The organism is Flagellimonas abyssi (genome assembly GCF_019457905.1).
Classification (GTDB): domain Bacteria; phylum Bacteroidota; class Bacteroidia; order Flavobacteriales; family Flavobacteriaceae; genus Flagellimonas; species Flagellimonas abyssi.
This window is the reverse complement of record NZ_JAHZSV010000013.1, coordinates 140,572-156,238: the sequence shown is the minus strand read 5'-3', so window position 1 is coordinate 156,238 and position 15,667 is coordinate 140,572. Positions and strand designations below refer to the sequence as shown.

The 15,667-nt window shown below is 41.6% G+C and carries 18 protein-coding genes and 1 other RNA gene; 11 read left to right on the top strand and 8 right to left on the bottom strand.

Annotation, left to right across the window (positions count from 1 at the left end; genetic code table 11):
- Window positions 1–27: 27 nt before the first annotated feature.
- The gene (locus K1F36_RS11180; RefSeq protein WP_220113907.1) at window positions 28–453 is read right to left on the bottom strand and encodes a CBS domain-containing protein; all 426 of its coding nucleotides are present in this window, start codon (window positions 451–453) and stop codon (window positions 28–30) included.
- 218 nt (window positions 454–671) lie between these two features.
- On the opposite strand from K1F36_RS11180, the gene K1F36_RS11175 reads away from it, so the two are divergent.
- Window positions 672–1,919, top strand: coding sequence for a DUF7477 domain-containing protein (locus K1F36_RS11175; RefSeq protein WP_220113888.1), 1,248 nt, complete (start codon window positions 672–674; stop codon window positions 1,917–1,919).
- 7 nt (window positions 1,920–1,926) lie between these two features.
- Here K1F36_RS11175 and rny read toward each other — a convergent pair whose 3' ends face one another.
- The 4 genes from rny to K1F36_RS11155 form a co-directional block, all read right to left on the bottom strand.
- Entirely contained in the window at window positions 1,927–3,498 is a 1,572-nt protein-coding gene (gene rny, locus K1F36_RS11170; protein WP_220113887.1) for a ribonuclease Y, read from the bottom strand.
- A 53-nt stretch (window positions 3,499–3,551) separates the two neighbouring features.
- A non-coding RNA gene (gene ssrS / locus K1F36_RS11165) (6S RNA) lies at window positions 3,552–3,661 on the bottom strand.
- Window positions 3,662–3,715: 54 nt separating this feature from the next.
- The gene (locus K1F36_RS11160) at window positions 3,716–4,009 is read right to left on the bottom strand and encodes a cell division protein ZapA (protein ID WP_108246612.1); all 294 of its coding nucleotides are present in this window, start codon (window positions 4,007–4,009) and stop codon (window positions 3,716–3,718) included.
- A 14-nt stretch (window positions 4,010–4,023) separates the two neighbouring features.
- On the bottom strand, window positions 4,024–4,314 hold the full coding sequence (locus K1F36_RS11155; protein ID WP_207032383.1) for a hypothetical protein: 291 nt from the start codon (window positions 4,312–4,314) through the stop codon (window positions 4,024–4,026).
- 168 nt (window positions 4,315–4,482) lie between these two features.
- On the opposite strand from K1F36_RS11155, the gene K1F36_RS11150 reads away from it, so the two are divergent.
- Together K1F36_RS11150 and K1F36_RS11145 are read left to right on the top strand one after the other, a co-directional pair.
- The gene (locus K1F36_RS11150) at window positions 4,483–6,174 is read left to right on the top strand and encodes a M23 family metallopeptidase (protein WP_220113886.1); all 1,692 of its coding nucleotides are present in this window, start codon (window positions 4,483–4,485) and stop codon (window positions 6,172–6,174) included.
- A gap of 123 nt (window positions 6,175–6,297) precedes the next feature.
- The gene (locus tag K1F36_RS11145) at window positions 6,298–6,945 is read left to right on the top strand and encodes a hypothetical protein (RefSeq protein ID WP_220113885.1); all 648 of its coding nucleotides are present in this window, start codon (window positions 6,298–6,300) and stop codon (window positions 6,943–6,945) included.
- Here the strand turns inward: K1F36_RS11145 and K1F36_RS11140 are convergent, their stop codons facing one another.
- Window positions 6,946–8,094, bottom strand: a complete 1,149-nt coding sequence (locus K1F36_RS11140) for a cysteine desulfurase family protein (protein ID WP_220113884.1) — start codon at window positions 8,092–8,094, stop codon at window positions 6,946–6,948.
- A 110-nt stretch (window positions 8,095–8,204) separates the two neighbouring features.
- Between K1F36_RS11140 and K1F36_RS11135 the strand changes: the two genes are divergently transcribed.
- Entirely contained in the window at window positions 8,205–8,726 is a 522-nt protein-coding gene (locus K1F36_RS11135) for a hypothetical protein (protein WP_220113883.1), read from the top strand.
- Here K1F36_RS11135 and K1F36_RS11130 read toward each other — a convergent pair.
- Window positions 8,723–9,265, bottom strand: a complete 543-nt coding sequence (locus tag K1F36_RS11130; protein WP_220113882.1) for a Smr/MutS family protein — start codon at window positions 9,263–9,265, stop codon at window positions 8,723–8,725. The two genes, K1F36_RS11135 and K1F36_RS11130, sit on opposite strands and share 4 nt — an antisense overlap.
- A gap of 79 nt (window positions 9,266–9,344) precedes the next feature.
- Between K1F36_RS11130 and K1F36_RS11125 the strand changes: the two genes are divergently transcribed.
- From K1F36_RS11125 to K1F36_RS11115, 3 genes are read left to right on the top strand one after another with little or no spacing between them, the layout of a single operon-like run.
- Window positions 9,345–9,665, top strand: a complete 321-nt coding sequence (locus tag K1F36_RS11125) for a DUF2752 domain-containing protein (RefSeq protein ID WP_258539028.1) — start codon at window positions 9,345–9,347, stop codon at window positions 9,663–9,665.
- Between the two features lie 12 nt (window positions 9,666–9,677).
- Window positions 9,678–10,004: a CCC motif membrane protein gene (locus K1F36_RS11120; RefSeq protein ID WP_207032393.1), complete on the top strand. Its 327-nt coding sequence runs from the start codon at window positions 9,678–9,680 to the stop codon at window positions 10,002–10,004.
- 9 nt (window positions 10,005–10,013) lie between these two features.
- Window positions 10,014–10,325: a CCC motif membrane protein gene (locus K1F36_RS11115; protein WP_220113881.1), complete on the top strand. Its 312-nt coding sequence runs from the start codon at window positions 10,014–10,016 to the stop codon at window positions 10,323–10,325.
- On the opposite strand, the gene recQ is transcribed toward K1F36_RS11115, so the two are convergent.
- The gene (gene recQ, locus K1F36_RS11110) at window positions 10,322–12,523 is read right to left on the bottom strand and encodes a DNA helicase RecQ (protein ID WP_220113880.1); all 2,202 of its coding nucleotides are present in this window, start codon (window positions 12,521–12,523) and stop codon (window positions 10,322–10,324) included. The genes K1F36_RS11115 and recQ overlap by 4 nt on opposite strands.
- A gap of 196 nt (window positions 12,524–12,719) precedes the next feature.
- On the opposite strand from recQ, the gene K1F36_RS11105 reads away from it, so the two are divergent.
- Genes K1F36_RS11105 through lptB form a run of 4 tightly spaced genes read left to right on the top strand, consistent with a single transcriptional unit; the run spans window position 12,720 to window position 15,665 of the window.
- Window positions 12,720–13,685, top strand: coding sequence for a KpsF/GutQ family sugar-phosphate isomerase (locus tag K1F36_RS11105; RefSeq protein ID WP_220113879.1), 966 nt, complete (start codon window positions 12,720–12,722; stop codon window positions 13,683–13,685).
- A complete protein-coding gene (gene tatC / locus K1F36_RS11100; RefSeq protein WP_220113878.1) occupies window positions 13,685–14,527 on the top strand; it encodes a twin-arginine translocase subunit TatC in 843 nt (280 codons plus the stop codon). The genes K1F36_RS11105 and tatC overlap by 1 nt, the downstream gene beginning before the upstream one ends.
- On the top strand, window positions 14,517–14,867 hold the full coding sequence (locus tag K1F36_RS11095; RefSeq protein WP_207032398.1) for a carboxymuconolactone decarboxylase family protein: 351 nt from the start codon (window positions 14,517–14,519) through the stop codon (window positions 14,865–14,867). Before tatC ends, K1F36_RS11095 begins: the two co-directional genes overlap by 11 nt.
- A gap of 57 nt (window positions 14,868–14,924) precedes the next feature.
- Window positions 14,925–15,665 carry an LPS export ABC transporter ATP-binding protein gene (gene lptB / locus K1F36_RS11090; protein ID WP_220113877.1) on the top strand — a complete coding sequence of 247 codons (741 nt, stop codon included), beginning with the start codon at window positions 14,925–14,927 and terminating at the stop codon, window positions 15,663–15,665.
- Window positions 15,666–15,667: the final 2 nt, after the last annotated feature.

Below are 15,667 nucleotides of genomic sequence, written 5' to 3'. Positions count from 1 at the left end.
CGGCGGTCCTTTCTTATTCTTGGACAGTTACACTTCAATATACTCCAACAGATAATTGATTAAATCCGTAGTGGTCACAATACCAACAAGTTTACCATTGTCCACAACCGGTAACGCATGAAACTCTTTTTTGGAAAGAAAGCGCGCCACATCACGGATAGACGTTTCAGAGTTTACACTGACAACATCATTGACCATCACCTGTGGAATCGTAAACATGTTGTACACAATGGTATCCACGTATTCCTCTTGTTCATCCACCGCATCGGCAAAGCTAATCCGCAACAAATCCGTATAACTCAATATACCCTTTATGGCATTACCTTCTACAACTGGAATATGCCGAATATGATGCTTTTTAAATAACTTTTCCGCGGTCACCAAATCGTCATTGGTGGTAAGTGTCACCAATTTTTTGGTCATTATTTTTGAAACAGGCATACTATTTTTCATCATTCATGTATTTATGGATTCCTTGAATGAAGTTAGTCCTATCTCCGTTGGAAAAGTATGACAAATATCACTGTTGATTGAGCTTTCAACAATATGACAGGTCAAAAAAAATATATCGAAATCTCTCTTTGGTATTCTTTTTTTGGCCATACACCTCATTTTTTTGCTTTTGTTGTCCTGTTTGAAGCATTTTTAAACAGTTAAACCAATCAACCACCATGAAATATTTTTTTGTTCCCCTTTTGATTTTCTTTTATTCGATTTCCGGATATTCCCAAAACTATTATGAAACCAGCTGGGTAAGCGGTGAAGTAAAGTACACCGCCTTGGTCATTTTTTACGAGGAAAATGAAGCTTTGGTCCGCGTAAAATATTATGCCAATGGTTCGGACAAACTGGCCAACTATATCTGCAGCTATAAAAATTTTACAAAGTCCGATGGTACAGCGGACAGATATTTAGACGGGAATGATGCCTTTATTGTTCGTGGACCATCCAATGCCAGCTATAGTGCGGACAATTTTTATGTAAAGGATAACAATGGTGCTTACACAGCCTATACCGCAGACGATAATACTTTTGAAGGAGGTGACTTTACGGAATCGATGAAGCCTATGCTATACTGGGTAGCATTAAACCCAGAAGCTTTGACCAAAGGCTATTTGGACGATTACTTTAATGAAGATGAAGATGTATTCCGATTGCTTGTCTATTTAAACAAAGGTGAACTATCTTTTCCTGTCAAAACAAATGCTGTAACCGTTCTGGCCAATGGTTTTGATGGTGAATCGGTCTGGGCTGCGGCCATGGAGAAAACGAGCAAAGTTTCATACACCGAGCAGAAAATTAAAACATCGAACGAATTCCCAAGCGACTGGATTAAACAGGAATGGGACAATGGCCTAAACATATCGGCTTTCGATTACGATGAATATAAAAATCAATTTACCGTTCTTATGAGCAAGGGGAATGGACTACAGCCACAATCATGGAAAAAATCGGATACTTTTCCCAAGGACTGGGTCACCGAAAAATGGAACGATGATTACCAAATTACCTCAATGATGTATGGTAAAGGAAATTGGTACTTGGCCATGAATAAAAACACAGGGTATATTTCCCAAAGATGGAAAACCAGTTACGATATTCCCCGAGATTGGATTATTGACAATTGGAACGAGAACTACGCAATTACCTCTGCCACCTACGGTAACGGTGTTTGGGCAATAACCATGACCCAAGGCTCAAAACTTGGCGCACAGACATGGAAAACGGAAACAACATATCCATTTGACTGGATAAAAGAACGAGCCGATAAAGGCTATTCCATTACAACAATAACCTATGGAGATGGTATGTGGCTTTTGGTGATGTCCAAAAATGAAACGAATACCACAAACAGATCCAGTACACAATATAAGGATGTCCCTATTGATTGGATATTAAGAAACGTTATTGCGAACTAGCGCAAGGTTACTTGGCTACGTTTACCGATCTAGTTTCTCGGATTACGGTTACTTTTACCTGGCCAGGATAGGTCATGTCCGTTTGGATTTTCTGTGAAATCTCAAAAGACAGCTCGGCAGCTTTGTCATCGTTTACCTTTTCACTTTCAACGATTACACGCAGCTCCCTACCGGCCTGAATGGCATAGGCTTTCTGTACTCCATGGAAACCAAAGGCTATATCTTCCAAATCCTTTAAACGTTGGATATAGGAGTCCAACACCTGTCTTCTGGCCCCCGGTCTTGCACCACTAATGGCATCACAGACCTGAACTATTGGAGACAATAGTGTAGTCATCTCTATTTCATCGTGGTGGGCACCTATCGCGTTACAGACTTCATCCTTTTCACCAAACTTCTGGGCCCACTGCATACCCAAGATAGCGTGCGGTGTTTCCACCTCCACCTCTGCCATGGGAACCTTTCCTATGTCGTGCAACAAACCGGCCCTTTTGGCCAATTTAGGGTTAAGTCCAAGTTCTGCTGCCATAACCCCACAAAGTTTGGCAACTTCACGAGAGTGCTGTAACAGGTTTTGTCCGTAAGAGGAGCGATACTTCATTCTACCTACCGCTTTAATCAACTCAGGGTGCAATCCATGGATTCCCAAATCGATTACGGTACGCTTACCTATCTCGGCTATCTCTTCGTTGATTTGTTTTTCGGTCTTCTTCACTACCTCTTCAATACGGGCAGGGTGAATACGGCCATCTGTCACCAATCGGTGCAATGACAATCGTGCCACCTCTCTTCTAACGGAGTCAAAACAGGATAGAATAATAGCTTCTGGAGTATCATCAACAATAATCTCGACCCCTGTAGCGGCCTCGATAGCCCGTATATTTCGACCTTCACGGCCAATAATGCGTCCCTTTACGTCATCAGACTCCAAATTGAATACGGAAACACAATTTTCCACTGCTTCTTCGGTACCTATACGCTGAATGGTATTGACCACAATTTTTCGTGCCTCTTGTTGTGCGGTAAGCTTTGCTTCTTCCAGAGTATTCTGCAAATAGGCCATGGCATCGCTTTTTGCGGTCTCTTTTAAAGATTCCAACAATTGTGCCTTCGCATCTTCTGCGGAAAGACCGGAGATTACCTCTAGTTGTTGCACTTGACTTTTATGGAGTTTTTCTACTTCGGATTGCTTCTTGTCCAGAATATCACTTTTATACTCGACCTCCTTTATCTTTTGTTGATATTGATCGTTGAGTTTTTTGTTCTTGGCCAATTCGCTGCTTACCTGTGATTCTTTATCCCTGGTACGTTTTTCGGCCTCAGCTATTTTTTTATCCTTGTTGATAATAACCTTCTCATGCTCAGCCTTCAACTCCAAAAACTTTTCCTTGGCTTGGAAAATCTTATCCTTTTTAATGCTCTCTCCTTCTTTATTCGCCTCCTTAACAATGTAGGCAGCCTCCTTCTTTGCATTGGCAATGGTCTTGGACGCTTTGCCCTTCTCCATCATCTTGGCTATTGCGAACCCTATTGCCAAGCCCACTATAGCTGCGACAACAATTACTATGATATTATCCATGTTTGATTGTGTTTAGTTTAAAAAAAAAGCCCACATCGGAAGAAGTTTTGTACAAACTCCAAAATACAGGTTTAGGGCTACCAAGCTGATCAAGGATCCCTATACAAGTAGGGCCTGCTTTTACAGCCTAAACTCACCCTTTCTAATTATATTAGTGTTGAGTTTGTCAAAAATAAATTACCAATGTGGGCAGTAACAATATTTTATTTAAAAGAACTTATTCCCCCAATTTGGAATGTACCAGTTCGTCCAAGGCCCTGAGACGCTGCATAGCTGCCTCTGCATTTTCCGAACGGTCTATTCCGCTTTGCTCAATTTTGGATGCAAATTGTAAGGCACACATGGCCAAAACATCCTGCTTGTCCCGAACGGCATAGTTTTGCTCAAACTTTTTTGCCAGATTTTCTATGTTCTTGGCTGCTTTTCGCAACCCTTCCTCTTGCTTGGGGTCAATCGTTAAAGGATACACCCTATCAGCAATGGAAAGCTTTATTTTGAGCTTCTCGTCCATATTCTCGGTACCAGTTAATCCGCCAACTTTGCAATGCAAACATCAAGTTCGCGAATCAATGTATTTATTTTGAGCTTAGCTTCTGTTTTACTAGTATTACTACCCAGCATTGTGTTTGCCATTTTTAGGGAATCATATTTTTCCTCCCATTCGTTGAGCTCCTTCTGTTGAAGTCCATTTTCTTCTTTTTGAAGTTCCAATTCCTGTTTCAACTTGGCATTGAGTTGGTGCAACAGCTCCATTTTGTGAAGCAATTTGCTCACCTTGTTCTCCAAAGAATCAACAATCTCAACAAGTTCGCTCATATATGCAAACAACAATACGTATTACACAAAGTTAACGATCCTGCCACAACCTCGCAATACTTTTAAGATTTATTCTTAAAGCTTTGCTTCAAGTAAAAAGTGGTTTCCTCCAAAACTTTTTATCAAATCAAAACATTGGTTACTTTCGTAAGGAATTATTGTTTTTATATGCGCCTCTATCTTTTTTTTATCACTTTTTTTATTGCATTGCACCTATCTGCCCAAAAAGAATATCCTCAGGATGTATTTGGTTCCCCTTTGGACATTCCCTTGGTTTTGGCCGGCACTTTTGGTGAACTACGCTCCAATCATTTCCATTCCGGCATGGACATTAAGACGCAACAACGGGAAGGTCTTCCAGTATATGCCATCGCCGACGGTACGGTGACGCGTATCGTAGTTTCTCATTGGGGATATGGAAAAGCTCTTTATGTGGCCCACCCAAATGGCTACACTTCGGTGTATGCGCATCTTAAAAAGTTTGGGCCGGAAATAGAGGAATACGTTAAAAAAGTTCAATACGAAAAGCAGTCTTACGAGGTAGAAATGTTCCCTGATTATGGCGAACTCAAGGTGACCAATGGCAGTATAATCGCATATTCGGGCAATACGGGAGGGTCGGCCGGACCCCACCTTCATTTTGAAATCCGCAGCAGCGTTAGCGGCAAACCTACCAATCCATTACTTTACGGTTATGAGGTCAGGGATGCTACCGACCCAACTTTATTGGGATTGTATGGTTACCCGATTTCAGACGGAGCATTGATAAACAAGAGTGCGGAAAAAATCCAATTGAATTATACGAGACAATCCGATGGTTCCTTTTTGGCGGACAAAGTAACGGCCAGCGGCACGATTGGATTTGGAATCAACACTTTTGACCGCTTGGACATGGCCGCCAATCAGAATGGAGTTTATGCTGTAAAACAAACGGTGAATGGCCGGGTTTATTCTGAGTTTGATTTTGAAACCTTCTCCTTTGCCGAGACTCGATACATTAATACACTTGTTGATTATGCCCATTATTACGATCATAGACAGCGTATTCAAAAATGTTTTAAGGAGCCCTACAATCACCTTAGCATTTACAAATCACTGTACAACGACGGTAAAATAAATGTTGAAGAGGGTATGTCTTACAACGTTGAACTGCTCATTTCGGATTTGGCAGGAAACACCACAAAACTTGTTATCCCGATTGAAGGCAAAAAAGAAGAGGAAAAAATAACAAAAGAGGACAAAACCACGGAGAATTATTTGATTGCGGAGAAACCGAACAACTTTGACCTAGGTGCCGCTAAAGTATATTTCCCTGCCAGTACATTTTATGAAGATTTCTTCATCAATTTGGAAAAAGGGAACGATACCATCACCATTCACGATAACAGCGTTGCCGCTCACCGGAACTTTACAATCAGTTTCGACCCTTCAAAATATGCAATGGAAGATAGGAACCAGATGTTTATTGCTCATTTGGACAGTAGACTGAGACCATCCTATTCCAAAACTTACAAACGGGACGGTGCCTTTACCACACGCACCCGAACTTTGGGCACATACACCCTTGTTAGGGATAGCGTAGCCCCTCAAGTAAGACCAAAAAACTTTAAAGAAAAGCAATGGTTGAGCAATTACAACTACCTAAGCCTTACCATTACGGACGACCTCAGTGGCATTGATTCCTATTCCGCCACACTCAACGGAAAATGGATTTTGATGGAATACGAACCAAAAACCAATACCATCACCTATAATTTTGATGATAAGATCGTCAACGAAACGGAATGTGAACTAAAAGTAACCGTTACGGACAATGTGGGCAACTCCACTACATATACTGGCACTTTTTTCAGGAAATAGCATTACTTTTGCACACGAAAAGCAGGCTAGTCAAGTAAATGTCCTTTTTTAGAGCTCTAATAATCAACCTATCCAAAAGCGACCTCATCCAAAGATCAAGATTGTTGAATTAAAATTTGATGAATGAAAAAAATTGTCTTTGTTTTTGTTCTTTTCTCCAGTGCGCTAGCAATGGCCCAAAAGAACATTTATGAGAGCATAAGGTTTGATGAATATACCGAGGACCATGAAATTTTAGCGATCGTTCCCTTTATTGCCCACTTGGAACTTAAAAAAGCCGTAGATAACGATGAGCTCAATGTACTGGCCGAAAAAGAAGGGTATGCGGTACAAAATGCTTTGGAAACTTATTTTTCCAAACGGAAAAAGCGCAAAAAGTTCAATGTGGATTTCCAGAACATTATGAATACCAACGCTATTTTGGCCCAAAACAACATCAACTACAACAACATTGACACCTATACCACACAGGAATTATGCAAAATATTGGATGTGGACGGCATCATAAGTGGCAACCTTAATCTCAATATTTTACTTTCCGAAGGGGTCCCTACCGATTTCAGTATTTTGGATTATTTCAGCGGAAATGCCAACTACGGACGAATCGGGGTCAAGATAAGTGATGGTGATACGGGAAAGTTACTTTGGAAATATGAGAACGAAATTTCCAAAAAAACTGGAAAAAACACCAACGAGCTTATCGATAAAATGATGAAAACCGCTTCCAGAAAGTTTCCTTACGACAGGGAAAAAAGAAGGAATCGAAATTAATCAGCTATTGGCAAATTCTTTTAGGATCTCAACGGTGTAATCCAGTTCTTCCTTCGTGTTATACATGGAAAAAGAAAAGCGTAGACTGGGTTTATCCAACTCGGCCCCTTCCAAAATCTCATTCAGCACGTGCGAACCTTGATTGCTTCCCGATTGGCATGCACTTCCTTTGGAACAGGCGATTCCTTTCATATCCAAGTGGAACAATAGCATTAAGCCTTTCTGCTTATCAAAAGGCAACCGAATATTGGCCAAGGTATAGGTACTTTTTTCCAAATCTCCAGAAAGACCATTGCACTGCGCACCAGGAACCTCCTTTAAGACCTTATCCACAAAATACTTTTTCAGCTCCTTTACAGCTACTGTCTCTTCATCCAAATGTTCGTAAGCTTTAACAAACGCTTCTTCTAGACCAACAATATTATGGAACGGTTCTGTACCTGCACGGAACCCTCGTTCTTGGGAGCCCCCCACGATCAATGGCTTTAAACCCGAGTTTTTTCGGATAAAGGCAAAACCAACACCCTTAGGGCCATGGAATTTATGGGCAGCTGCCGTCATAAAATCAACATGAACCGCCTGCACATCCCACGGATAATGACCAATCGATTGTACGGTATCCGAATGAAAAAGTGCATTATTGGCCTTGCAAAGCTCTCCTACAGCGTTGATATCAGTGATATTGCCGATTTCATTGTTCACATGCATCAAGCTGACCAACTTTTTGGTGTCATCCTTTTTGAGCAATTCTTCCAAATGCTCCATGTCCGGACTTCCGAATTCATCCAAATCCACGTACGAAACATTGATACCATACTCCTTTTCCAGTTCCTCCACCGTGTGAAGCACTGCATGATGTTCAATTTTAGAAGTGATAATGGTCTGAACCCCCAAATCTCTTACGGCACATCGCAGGATCATGTTGTCCGCCTCGGTCCCGCCCGAAGTAAAAATGATTTCCGAAGGTTGGGCATTCAAGGTTTTCGCGATGGTTTTTCTTGCTTGCTCTACAGCGGTTTTTGCCGACCTACCAAAGCTATGGGTAGATGATGGGTTGCCATATTGCTGCGCAAGAGCTTCTTGCATCCGTTCAATTACCTCTTTCCTTACCTGCGTGGTCGCAGCGTTGTCCAGATAGACTTTTTGCATGATTCGGTTCACTTTTTAACAGGAGCAAAAGTACAGGAAATAAAGTTAATTTCTTTTAAAGTGATGCTAAGGATTAGTGTTTTAAAATGGAATTGCTTTAAATTTGATGCATGAGAAAATTTATCTTTTCAATTCTTGGTTGCATCACAATCCTTTCCTGTAGCGATGGGGATCTTCAAATCGAGACCATTGACTTTGACAGTGCCTCTATACAATATTGTGTCAATCCTGTTGCTGACGCCAAAAATTTGATGTTCAAAATAAATGATAGCGAAGCCCTCATATTAGAGCTTCAAAGTGGGGCCTTGAACCGCGGGGTTGCCGGAGATACGGTAATAACCGAAAGTACGGTCCCAGGACAATCCCAAGTAACGTACAGAGTTTTCTCGGATGCTGTTAACAAGGATTATTTTTGTAGCGATATCCCCACGGTGGACCCTAAAGTAATTGACGAAGTCGTTGCCGAAGGAGGCATGGTGATCATTGAGACTATGCCGATAGAAAACGATACCACACGTTTTGAACACAATATAAGTCTTAGCGGCATATCTTTTGTCACCGGAAATGGGGAACGCATTACGAATTTGGCCATAAATGAATTTGGAGAGGTAGTCACCGTAGTACCGGACTAAGTATTTTGGTAAATATAGACCTCGGTAGCCCCCAAACCATATTTTTGATAATCAGCATCGTAAAACTTCACATTGTCGTACCGATTGAAGAGATAGTGCAGTTCCTCTTTTAAAACACCTTCTCCCACACCGTGGATAAACACCACCTTTTGAATTCGCCTGTTAATGGCAAAATCCAATTGTCTTTTGGCGGTATCCAATTGAATGTTGAGCATATCGTAGTTGCTCATGCCCTTGCTTGACTTCACCAGTTGATGGATGTGTAGGTCAACTTCCATTTTTGGGGCACTCCTTTCTTTGGGCTTAATTACAGGAGCTTTTCTCCTTTTGGGGATTTCTTTTTCCTTTTTGATTTTGGCCACTTCATGATTGGAAACCGATATATCGCCACCAATCTTAACAAGATCACTACTGGCAAAATGCATGGGAAAACCATCGTCGGTAATCAATGTCACCCGATTGCCATCAACTTTTTGAATGATACCCGAAATGGCCTCATCCAACACCTCTGCCCTATCACCTATCGAAAATTTACCCATACTTAATTTCTAACTACAAAAATGGTCCAAAAATTAAACTTGAATACAAAAATAATAGTATTTTCGGGCTCTACAGACAATGATGTACCTAACACCGACCATAATCGCCTTTAATCTTGAAGATTATATGCTCCCTTGCCTGAACAAGCATCTCACGGGCATAGATTGCCCTGGATGTGGCCTGCAACGTTCGGTCAACCTCTTACTGCATGGAGAATTCATAGCTGCTTTTCAAATGTACCCTGCCATTTATCCAATATTGGTATTATTGGCTTTTCTGGTCACCAGTAGTTTTGTTAAGTTTCAACGTTCAAATCAGATTAAAATGATTTTAACATTGCTTACCGTAGGTACCGTTATAATAAGTTACATACTAAAAATGAATAACCTCTTTAATTAAAAATTTGAAATTATGGAACAACAAAAACTTCCAAACGCGACCTTGATATTGGTCTTCGGAATTATTTCTATAGTAACCTGCTGTTGCTATGGTATAATCGGACTTATTTTTGGTGTAATCGGTTTAATCTTGGCCAACAAGGCTCTAAAACTTTATGCTGAAAACCCAGAAATGTACGAAGGTGTACAAAACGTAAAAACAGGAAGAATCCTTGCCATTATTGGTATCGTTTTAAATGTTTTGGCTCTTGCCTACTATATTTGGGCTCTTTCTTTCTTTGGATGGGAAACCCTACAAGATCCACAGAGAATGCAAGAAATTCTTGAACAATATCAATAATATAATCTTATGAACCAACAACCCCTACCTGGGGCCAGCACGGTGTTGACAATGGGGATACTCTCCATTGTCCTCACTTTGGTATGCTGCGGGCCATTTGGTGCTATTTTTAGCATCATTGGATTGGCAAAAGCTAAGACCGCGACCCAATTATACGAACAAAGCCCAGAGAATTATACGGATTACAGCAATGTAAAAACAGGCAAAATCCTCTCTTATGTAGGATTGGCTTTGGCGCTTGTTTCTTTGGTATTCGTAATCCTTTATTTTGGATTGATCATAGCGGCAATAACTACAGGTGAGTTGAGTGGCGAATTTTAATTCGCCACTTCACTTATAAATTTAAGACGGTACAAACGGAGTTCTTCATCTTCGTAGTCGCCATCAAATTCATCAATGGCAGCGGATATGGAATCGGTATCGGCCTCCAAAAAGTAATCGTGTATTTCTTCTTGTTGGTCCTCATCCAGTATTTCATCTATCCAGTAACCAATGTTCAACTTGGTTCCACTGAAAACAATCTGCTCCATTTCCTTGATAAGTTCCGGTAATTCCAATCCTTTGGCAGAAGCAATATCATCCAAGGGCAACTTTCTATCCACACTTTGGATCACGTAAAGTTTTAAAGCGGAATTGGCTCCTGTACTTTTTACTACAAGGTCATCCGGCCGTACTATGTCGTTCTCATCCACGTATTTAGAAATCAGCTCCACGAAGGCCTTTCCATATTTTTTTGCTTTTCCTTCCCCAACTCCTTGAATATTCAGAAGTTCGTTCATGGTCACTGGATACTTTAAGGACATATCTTCCAATGATGGGTCTTGAAAAACCACAAATGGCGGCACTTCATGTTTTTGCGCCTCTCGTTTGCGAAGGTCACGAAGCAATTTCAATAAATGTTCGTCCGCAACCGCTCCATTCGATTTTTCGGCGGTGACAATGTTTCCGGTATCGTCCTTGGAGTACACATGGTCCTTTGTCATCATAAATGACTCTGGGTTCTCGAGGTATTCCTTACCTGATTCGGTAAGGTTCAAAATACCATATCGTTCAATTTCTTTTTTTAGGAGTCCGGCCACCAAAACCTGCCTGGTCAACGCCATCCAAAATTCTTTGTCCTTATCCTTACCTATTCCAAAAAAACTTTTCTCATCGGTCTTATGCGAAGAAATCATGGCATTGGTCTTGCCGACCAGCACCCTTACAATCTCCTTGGTCTTGAACTTTTCCTTGGTATCCCTTACCACACTCAGAAGTTTCACCACATCTTCCTGGGCTTCTTCTTTGGGCTTGGGGTTTCTAGAATTGTCGTCCATATCAGCTCCTTCTCCGTTCTCTTCGTCAAAATCCTCACCGAAATAATGTAGTATAAATTTTCTACGGGAAATGGACGTTTCGGCATAGGCTACTATTTCCTGTAAAAGTGCATTTCCAATCTCTTGCTCCGCAACGGGCTTACCTGACATGAATTTTTCCAACTTTTCCACATCCTTGTATGCGTAATAGGCCAAACAATGCCCTTCTCCGCCGTCTCGCCCTGCTCGACCGGTTTCTTGATAATAGCTTTCAATACTTTTTGGAATATCGTGATGAATGACAAAACGGACATCGGGTTTGTCTATCCCCATACCAAAAGCAATGGTGGCCACCACCACATCTACCTCCTCCATCAAGAACATATCCTGATATTTGGAGCGGGTCTTCGCATCAAAACCTGCATGATAAGGAACGGCACTCACTCCATTTACTTGGAGCACTTGGGCCAATTCTTCCACTCTTTTGCGGCTCAAGCAATATATGATTCCAGATTTCCCCTGGTTCTGTTTAACAAAACGGATGATATCCGCATCCACATCTTTAGTTTTCGGACGCACCTCATAAAACAAATTGGGCCTATTGAACGATGCCTTGAACACCTTGGCGTCCGTCATGCCCAAGTTTTTGATGATGTCTTCCTGTACTTTTGGAGTAGCCGTTGCCGTAAGGCCTATTATGGGGATATTGTCCCCCAAACGATTGATAATGCCGCGAAGGTTTCGGTATTCGGGCCTAAAATCGTGCCCCCATTCCGAAATACAGTGGGCTTCATCCACAGCAACAAAGGAAAGTTTTACATTTTTTAAAAACTCAACATTTTCTTCCTTCGTCAACGATTCTGGAGCCACATAAAGCAGTTTGGTCACACCATTTGTAATGTCTTCCTTCACCTGCTTAACCTCGGTTTTCGTCAAAGAGGAGTTCAACACATGGGCAATACCATGCTGCTCGGATATGCCACGAATGGCATCCACTTGGTTTTTCATCAACGCAATCAAAGGGGATACAACTATCGCCGTTCCCTCTTTCATTATCGCCGGCAGTTGATAGCACAGAGATTTCCCTCCTCCTGTGGGCATAATCACAAACGTATCATTATCACTAAGGATATTCTGGATTACACCTTCCTGTAATCCTTTGAACTTCGAGAAACCAAAATATTTTTTGAGCGAGGAATGTAAATCAGTATTCATTAGGCTCATTTCCGCATTTTTCAATTTATTACAAGCAACCTAAACGGCAGTTGAAGCTTTTAATATTTACCATTCAATTACAGATGGATCTATTCTCACTTCCATAATAGTCTGTAAAAGATAGTTTGATTAGTTTTGTAATCTTAAATATAAGACATTCTTTTAGGAATGCAATCAGTTAATCGGTTTATTACATTATTATACTTTGAGCGACATTAAGTCAATTTTATCCATAGCAAAACGCACTCTCGAAATCGAGAGCAAAGCCGTAGCAAATTTGATTAGCCTTTTGGACGACCAGTTTGCGCATGCCGTACAGCACATTTTACAGTGCAACGGAAGAGTTATCGTATCAGGGGTCGGCAAAAGTGCCATAGTTGCCTCCAAAATTGTAGCAACATTGAACTCCACAGGAACGCCTGCCATTTTTATGCACGCGGCGGATGCCATTCATGGTGATTTGGGAACCATTCAAGAAAACGATGTGGTCATCTGCCTATCCCAGAGCGGCAATACCCCTGAGATAAAAGCATTGCTCCCCCTGATCAAAGTTGGAAAAAATAAGCTCATCGGCATTACAGGAAATATGGAATCCGTTCTGGCCAAACAGGCTGATTTTGTACTGAACACCTATGTGGAGAAAGAAGCGTGCCCCAACAATTTGGCGCCTACCACCAGCACCTCGGCACAAATGTCCATGGGTGATGCCCTCGCCATTTGCCTTTTGGAACTCAAGGGATTTAGCAGTTCCGATTTTGCCAAATATCACCCCGGTGGTGCTTTGGGAAAGAAGTTATATTTGCGCGTTGCCGACATTGTGGCCAACAATCAAAAACCACAGGTCGATATCAATGCCAAGGTAAAAGATGTAATTGTGGAAATATCCGAAAAAATGCTCGGTGCTACGGCAGTATTGGACCAAGAAAAGGTTGTGGGCATAGTAACTGATGGCGATGTACGAAGAATGTTGAGCAAATACGATAATATAAGTGGACTTACTGCGAAAGACATTATGACCTCGAACCCTAAGACGATAGACGTGGACACTTTGGCCGTGAAAGCGTTGAATCTGTTACAGGAAAAGAGCATATCGCAATTGTTGGCCTTTGATGGTGACAAATATGCCGGCGTGGTCCACATTCATAACCTTATAAACGAGGGAATCCTATAATGGCAAAAAAAGAGAGAAAAAGTCCAGATGAAATGTCCTTTTTGGACCATTTGGAAGAATTACGTTGGCATCTGGTACGTTCCACTTTGGCAGTTGTGATCATTGCCTGTGTAGCCTTTGTATTCAGGGGCTTTATTTTTGATACAATATTGTTCGGGCCCAAGAACATGGATTTCCCGACCTATCAGTTCTTTTGCAATATTGGAAAATTCTTCGGAGTGGATTCCGAATTCTGTGGAGACACCATCCCCTTCACCATTCAAAGTAGGTTGATGGCCGGACAGTTTTCCGCACATATCTGGACATCAATTTGGGCAGGGGTTATTCTAGGCTTCCCTTATATTTTATGGGAATTATGGAAATTTATCAGTCCAGGACTTTACGAAAACGAAAGAAAGCATTCCAGAGGATTCATCATTACGGCCTCAGGATTGTTCTTCCTTGGCGTACTCTTCGGTTATTACATCGTTGCACCATTGTCCATCAACTTTTTGGGGTCGTACCAAGTAAGCAAAGAGGTATTGAACGAAATCGACCTTGCTTCCTACATTGGAACGGTAAGGGCTTCTGTAATTGCTTGTGGGATTATGTTTGAACTGCCCATCGTTATTTTCTTTTTGACCAAGGTTGGGTTGGTAACTCCAGAAATCCTGAAGAAATACAGAAAGATAGCTTTGGTAATAATCTTGATACTGTCCGCAATCATTACACCACCGGATATAACAAGTCAAATCATTGTCTGTATTCCTGTACTTATATTGTATCAGGTAAGTATTTTTATTTCCAGAATGGTAGTCAGACAAGAAGCCAAAAAAGAGAAAGCTAGAAAAAATGCCAAATAAAGTAGAAGAGTTCAATGCCTATCGTGCCAAGATGAACGATAAGCTGCTTGCCGAGAACAACAAACTCATCAAACGGATTTTCAACTTGGATACCAACGCCTATATGGCCGGTGCTTTGGACGTAAAGACCAAAGAGCTCCTAGGCCTGGTAGCCTCCGCAGTTCTCCGTTGCGACGATTGTGTAAAGTATCACTTGGAGAGCTCCAAAAAAGCCGGTGCCAATAAGGAAGAGGTAATGGAAACCCTTGGCATCGCCACCCTGGTGGGCGGAACTATTGTAGTCCCACATTTGCGACGTGCCTACGAATATTGGGAAGACTTGGAAGAAACCGAAGCTTAAAAAAATCCAAAAGACCATTCGGTAGACAAAGAATATGTTTAGTTTTGGCAAATTCCTATGAAGCTACGCGCAGAAAATATAATGAAGGCCTACCGAGGCCGAAAAGTTGTTAAGGGAATTTCCCTAGAAGTAAACCAAGGCGAAATTGTTGGACTGCTAGGTCCAAATGGAGCTGGGAAGACCACATCTTTCTATATGATCGTTGGTTTGATAAAACCCAATGGCGGGAATATCTATCTGGATGATATGAACATTACCAGTTTCCCCATGTACAAAAGGGCGCAGAATGGCATTGGTTATTTAGCGCAAGAAGCATCGGTTTTCCGAAAATTGAGCATTGAAAAAAACATCCTGAGTGTGTTGCAGCTTACCAAATTGAGTAAAAAGGAGCAACATATGAAGATGGAGTCCCTGATCGATGAGTTCGGTCTTGGACATATCCGCAAAAACCGTGGCGACCTGCTCTCAGGGGGTGAACGTCGTAGAACTGAGATTGCACGTGCATTGGCCACCGACCCTAAATTTATTCTTTTGGACGAACCCTTTGCCGGGGTCGACCCCGTAGCGGTGGAGGATATTCAGCGAATCGTGGCCCAGTTGAAGAACAAAAACATCGGTATTTTAATCACCGACCACAATGTTCAGGAAACCTTGGCCATTACCGAACGCTCCTATCTTATGTTCGAAGGTGGTATCCTCAAAGCTGGCATCCCCGAGGAACTTGCCATGGATGAAATGGTGAGAAAGGTCTACTTGGGTCAAAACTTTGAGCTACGTAAAAAGAAATTGGATTTTTAAAT

Bases quoted from the DNA above. Each gene is read 5' to 3' on its own strand.
- K1F36_RS11180 (WP_220113907.1), bottom strand. From the start codon at position 453: ATGAAAAATAGTATGCCTGTTTCAAAAATAATGACCAAAAAATTGGTG.
- K1F36_RS11175 (WP_220113888.1), top strand. From the start codon at position 672: ATGAAATATTTTTTTGTTCCCCTTTTGATTTTCTTTTATTCGATTTCC.
- rny (WP_220113887.1), bottom strand. From the start codon at position 3,498: ATGGATAATATCATAGTAATTGTTGTCGCAGCTATAGTGGGCTTGGCA.
- K1F36_RS11160 (WP_108246612.1), bottom strand. From the start codon at position 4,009: ATGGACGAGAAGCTCAAAATAAAGCTTTCCATTGCTGATAGGGTGTAT.
- K1F36_RS11155 (WP_207032383.1), bottom strand. From the start codon at position 4,314: ATGAGCGAACTTGTTGAGATTGTTGATTCTTTGGAGAACAAGGTGAGC.
- K1F36_RS11150 (WP_220113886.1), top strand. From the start codon at position 4,483: ATGCGCCTCTATCTTTTTTTTATCACTTTTTTTATTGCATTGCACCTA.
- K1F36_RS11145 (WP_220113885.1), top strand. From the start codon at position 6,298: ATGAAAAAAATTGTCTTTGTTTTTGTTCTTTTCTCCAGTGCGCTAGCA.
- K1F36_RS11140 (WP_220113884.1), bottom strand. From the start codon at position 8,094: ATGCAAAAAGTCTATCTGGACAACGCTGCGACCACGCAGGTAAGGAAA.
- K1F36_RS11135 (WP_220113883.1), top strand. From the start codon at position 8,205: ATGAGAAAATTTATCTTTTCAATTCTTGGTTGCATCACAATCCTTTCC.
- K1F36_RS11130 (WP_220113882.1), bottom strand. From the start codon at position 9,265: ATGGGTAAATTTTCGATAGGTGATAGGGCAGAGGTGTTGGATGAGGCC.
- K1F36_RS11125 (WP_258539028.1), top strand. From the start codon at position 9,345: ATGATGTACCTAACACCGACCATAATCGCCTTTAATCTTGAAGATTAT.
- K1F36_RS11120 (WP_207032393.1), top strand. From the start codon at position 9,678: ATGGAACAACAAAAACTTCCAAACGCGACCTTGATATTGGTCTTCGGA.
- K1F36_RS11115 (WP_220113881.1), top strand. From the start codon at position 10,014: ATGAACCAACAACCCCTACCTGGGGCCAGCACGGTGTTGACAATGGGG.
- recQ (WP_220113880.1), bottom strand. From the start codon at position 12,523: ATGAGCCTAATGAATACTGATTTACATTCCTCGCTCAAAAAATATTTT.
- tatC (WP_220113878.1), top strand. From the start codon at position 13,685: ATGGCAAAAAAAGAGAGAAAAAGTCCAGATGAAATGTCCTTTTTGGAC.
- K1F36_RS11095 (WP_207032398.1), top strand. From the start codon at position 14,517: ATGCCAAATAAAGTAGAAGAGTTCAATGCCTATCGTGCCAAGATGAAC.
- lptB (WP_220113877.1), top strand. From the start codon at position 14,925: ATGAAGCTACGCGCAGAAAATATAATGAAGGCCTACCGAGGCCGAAAA.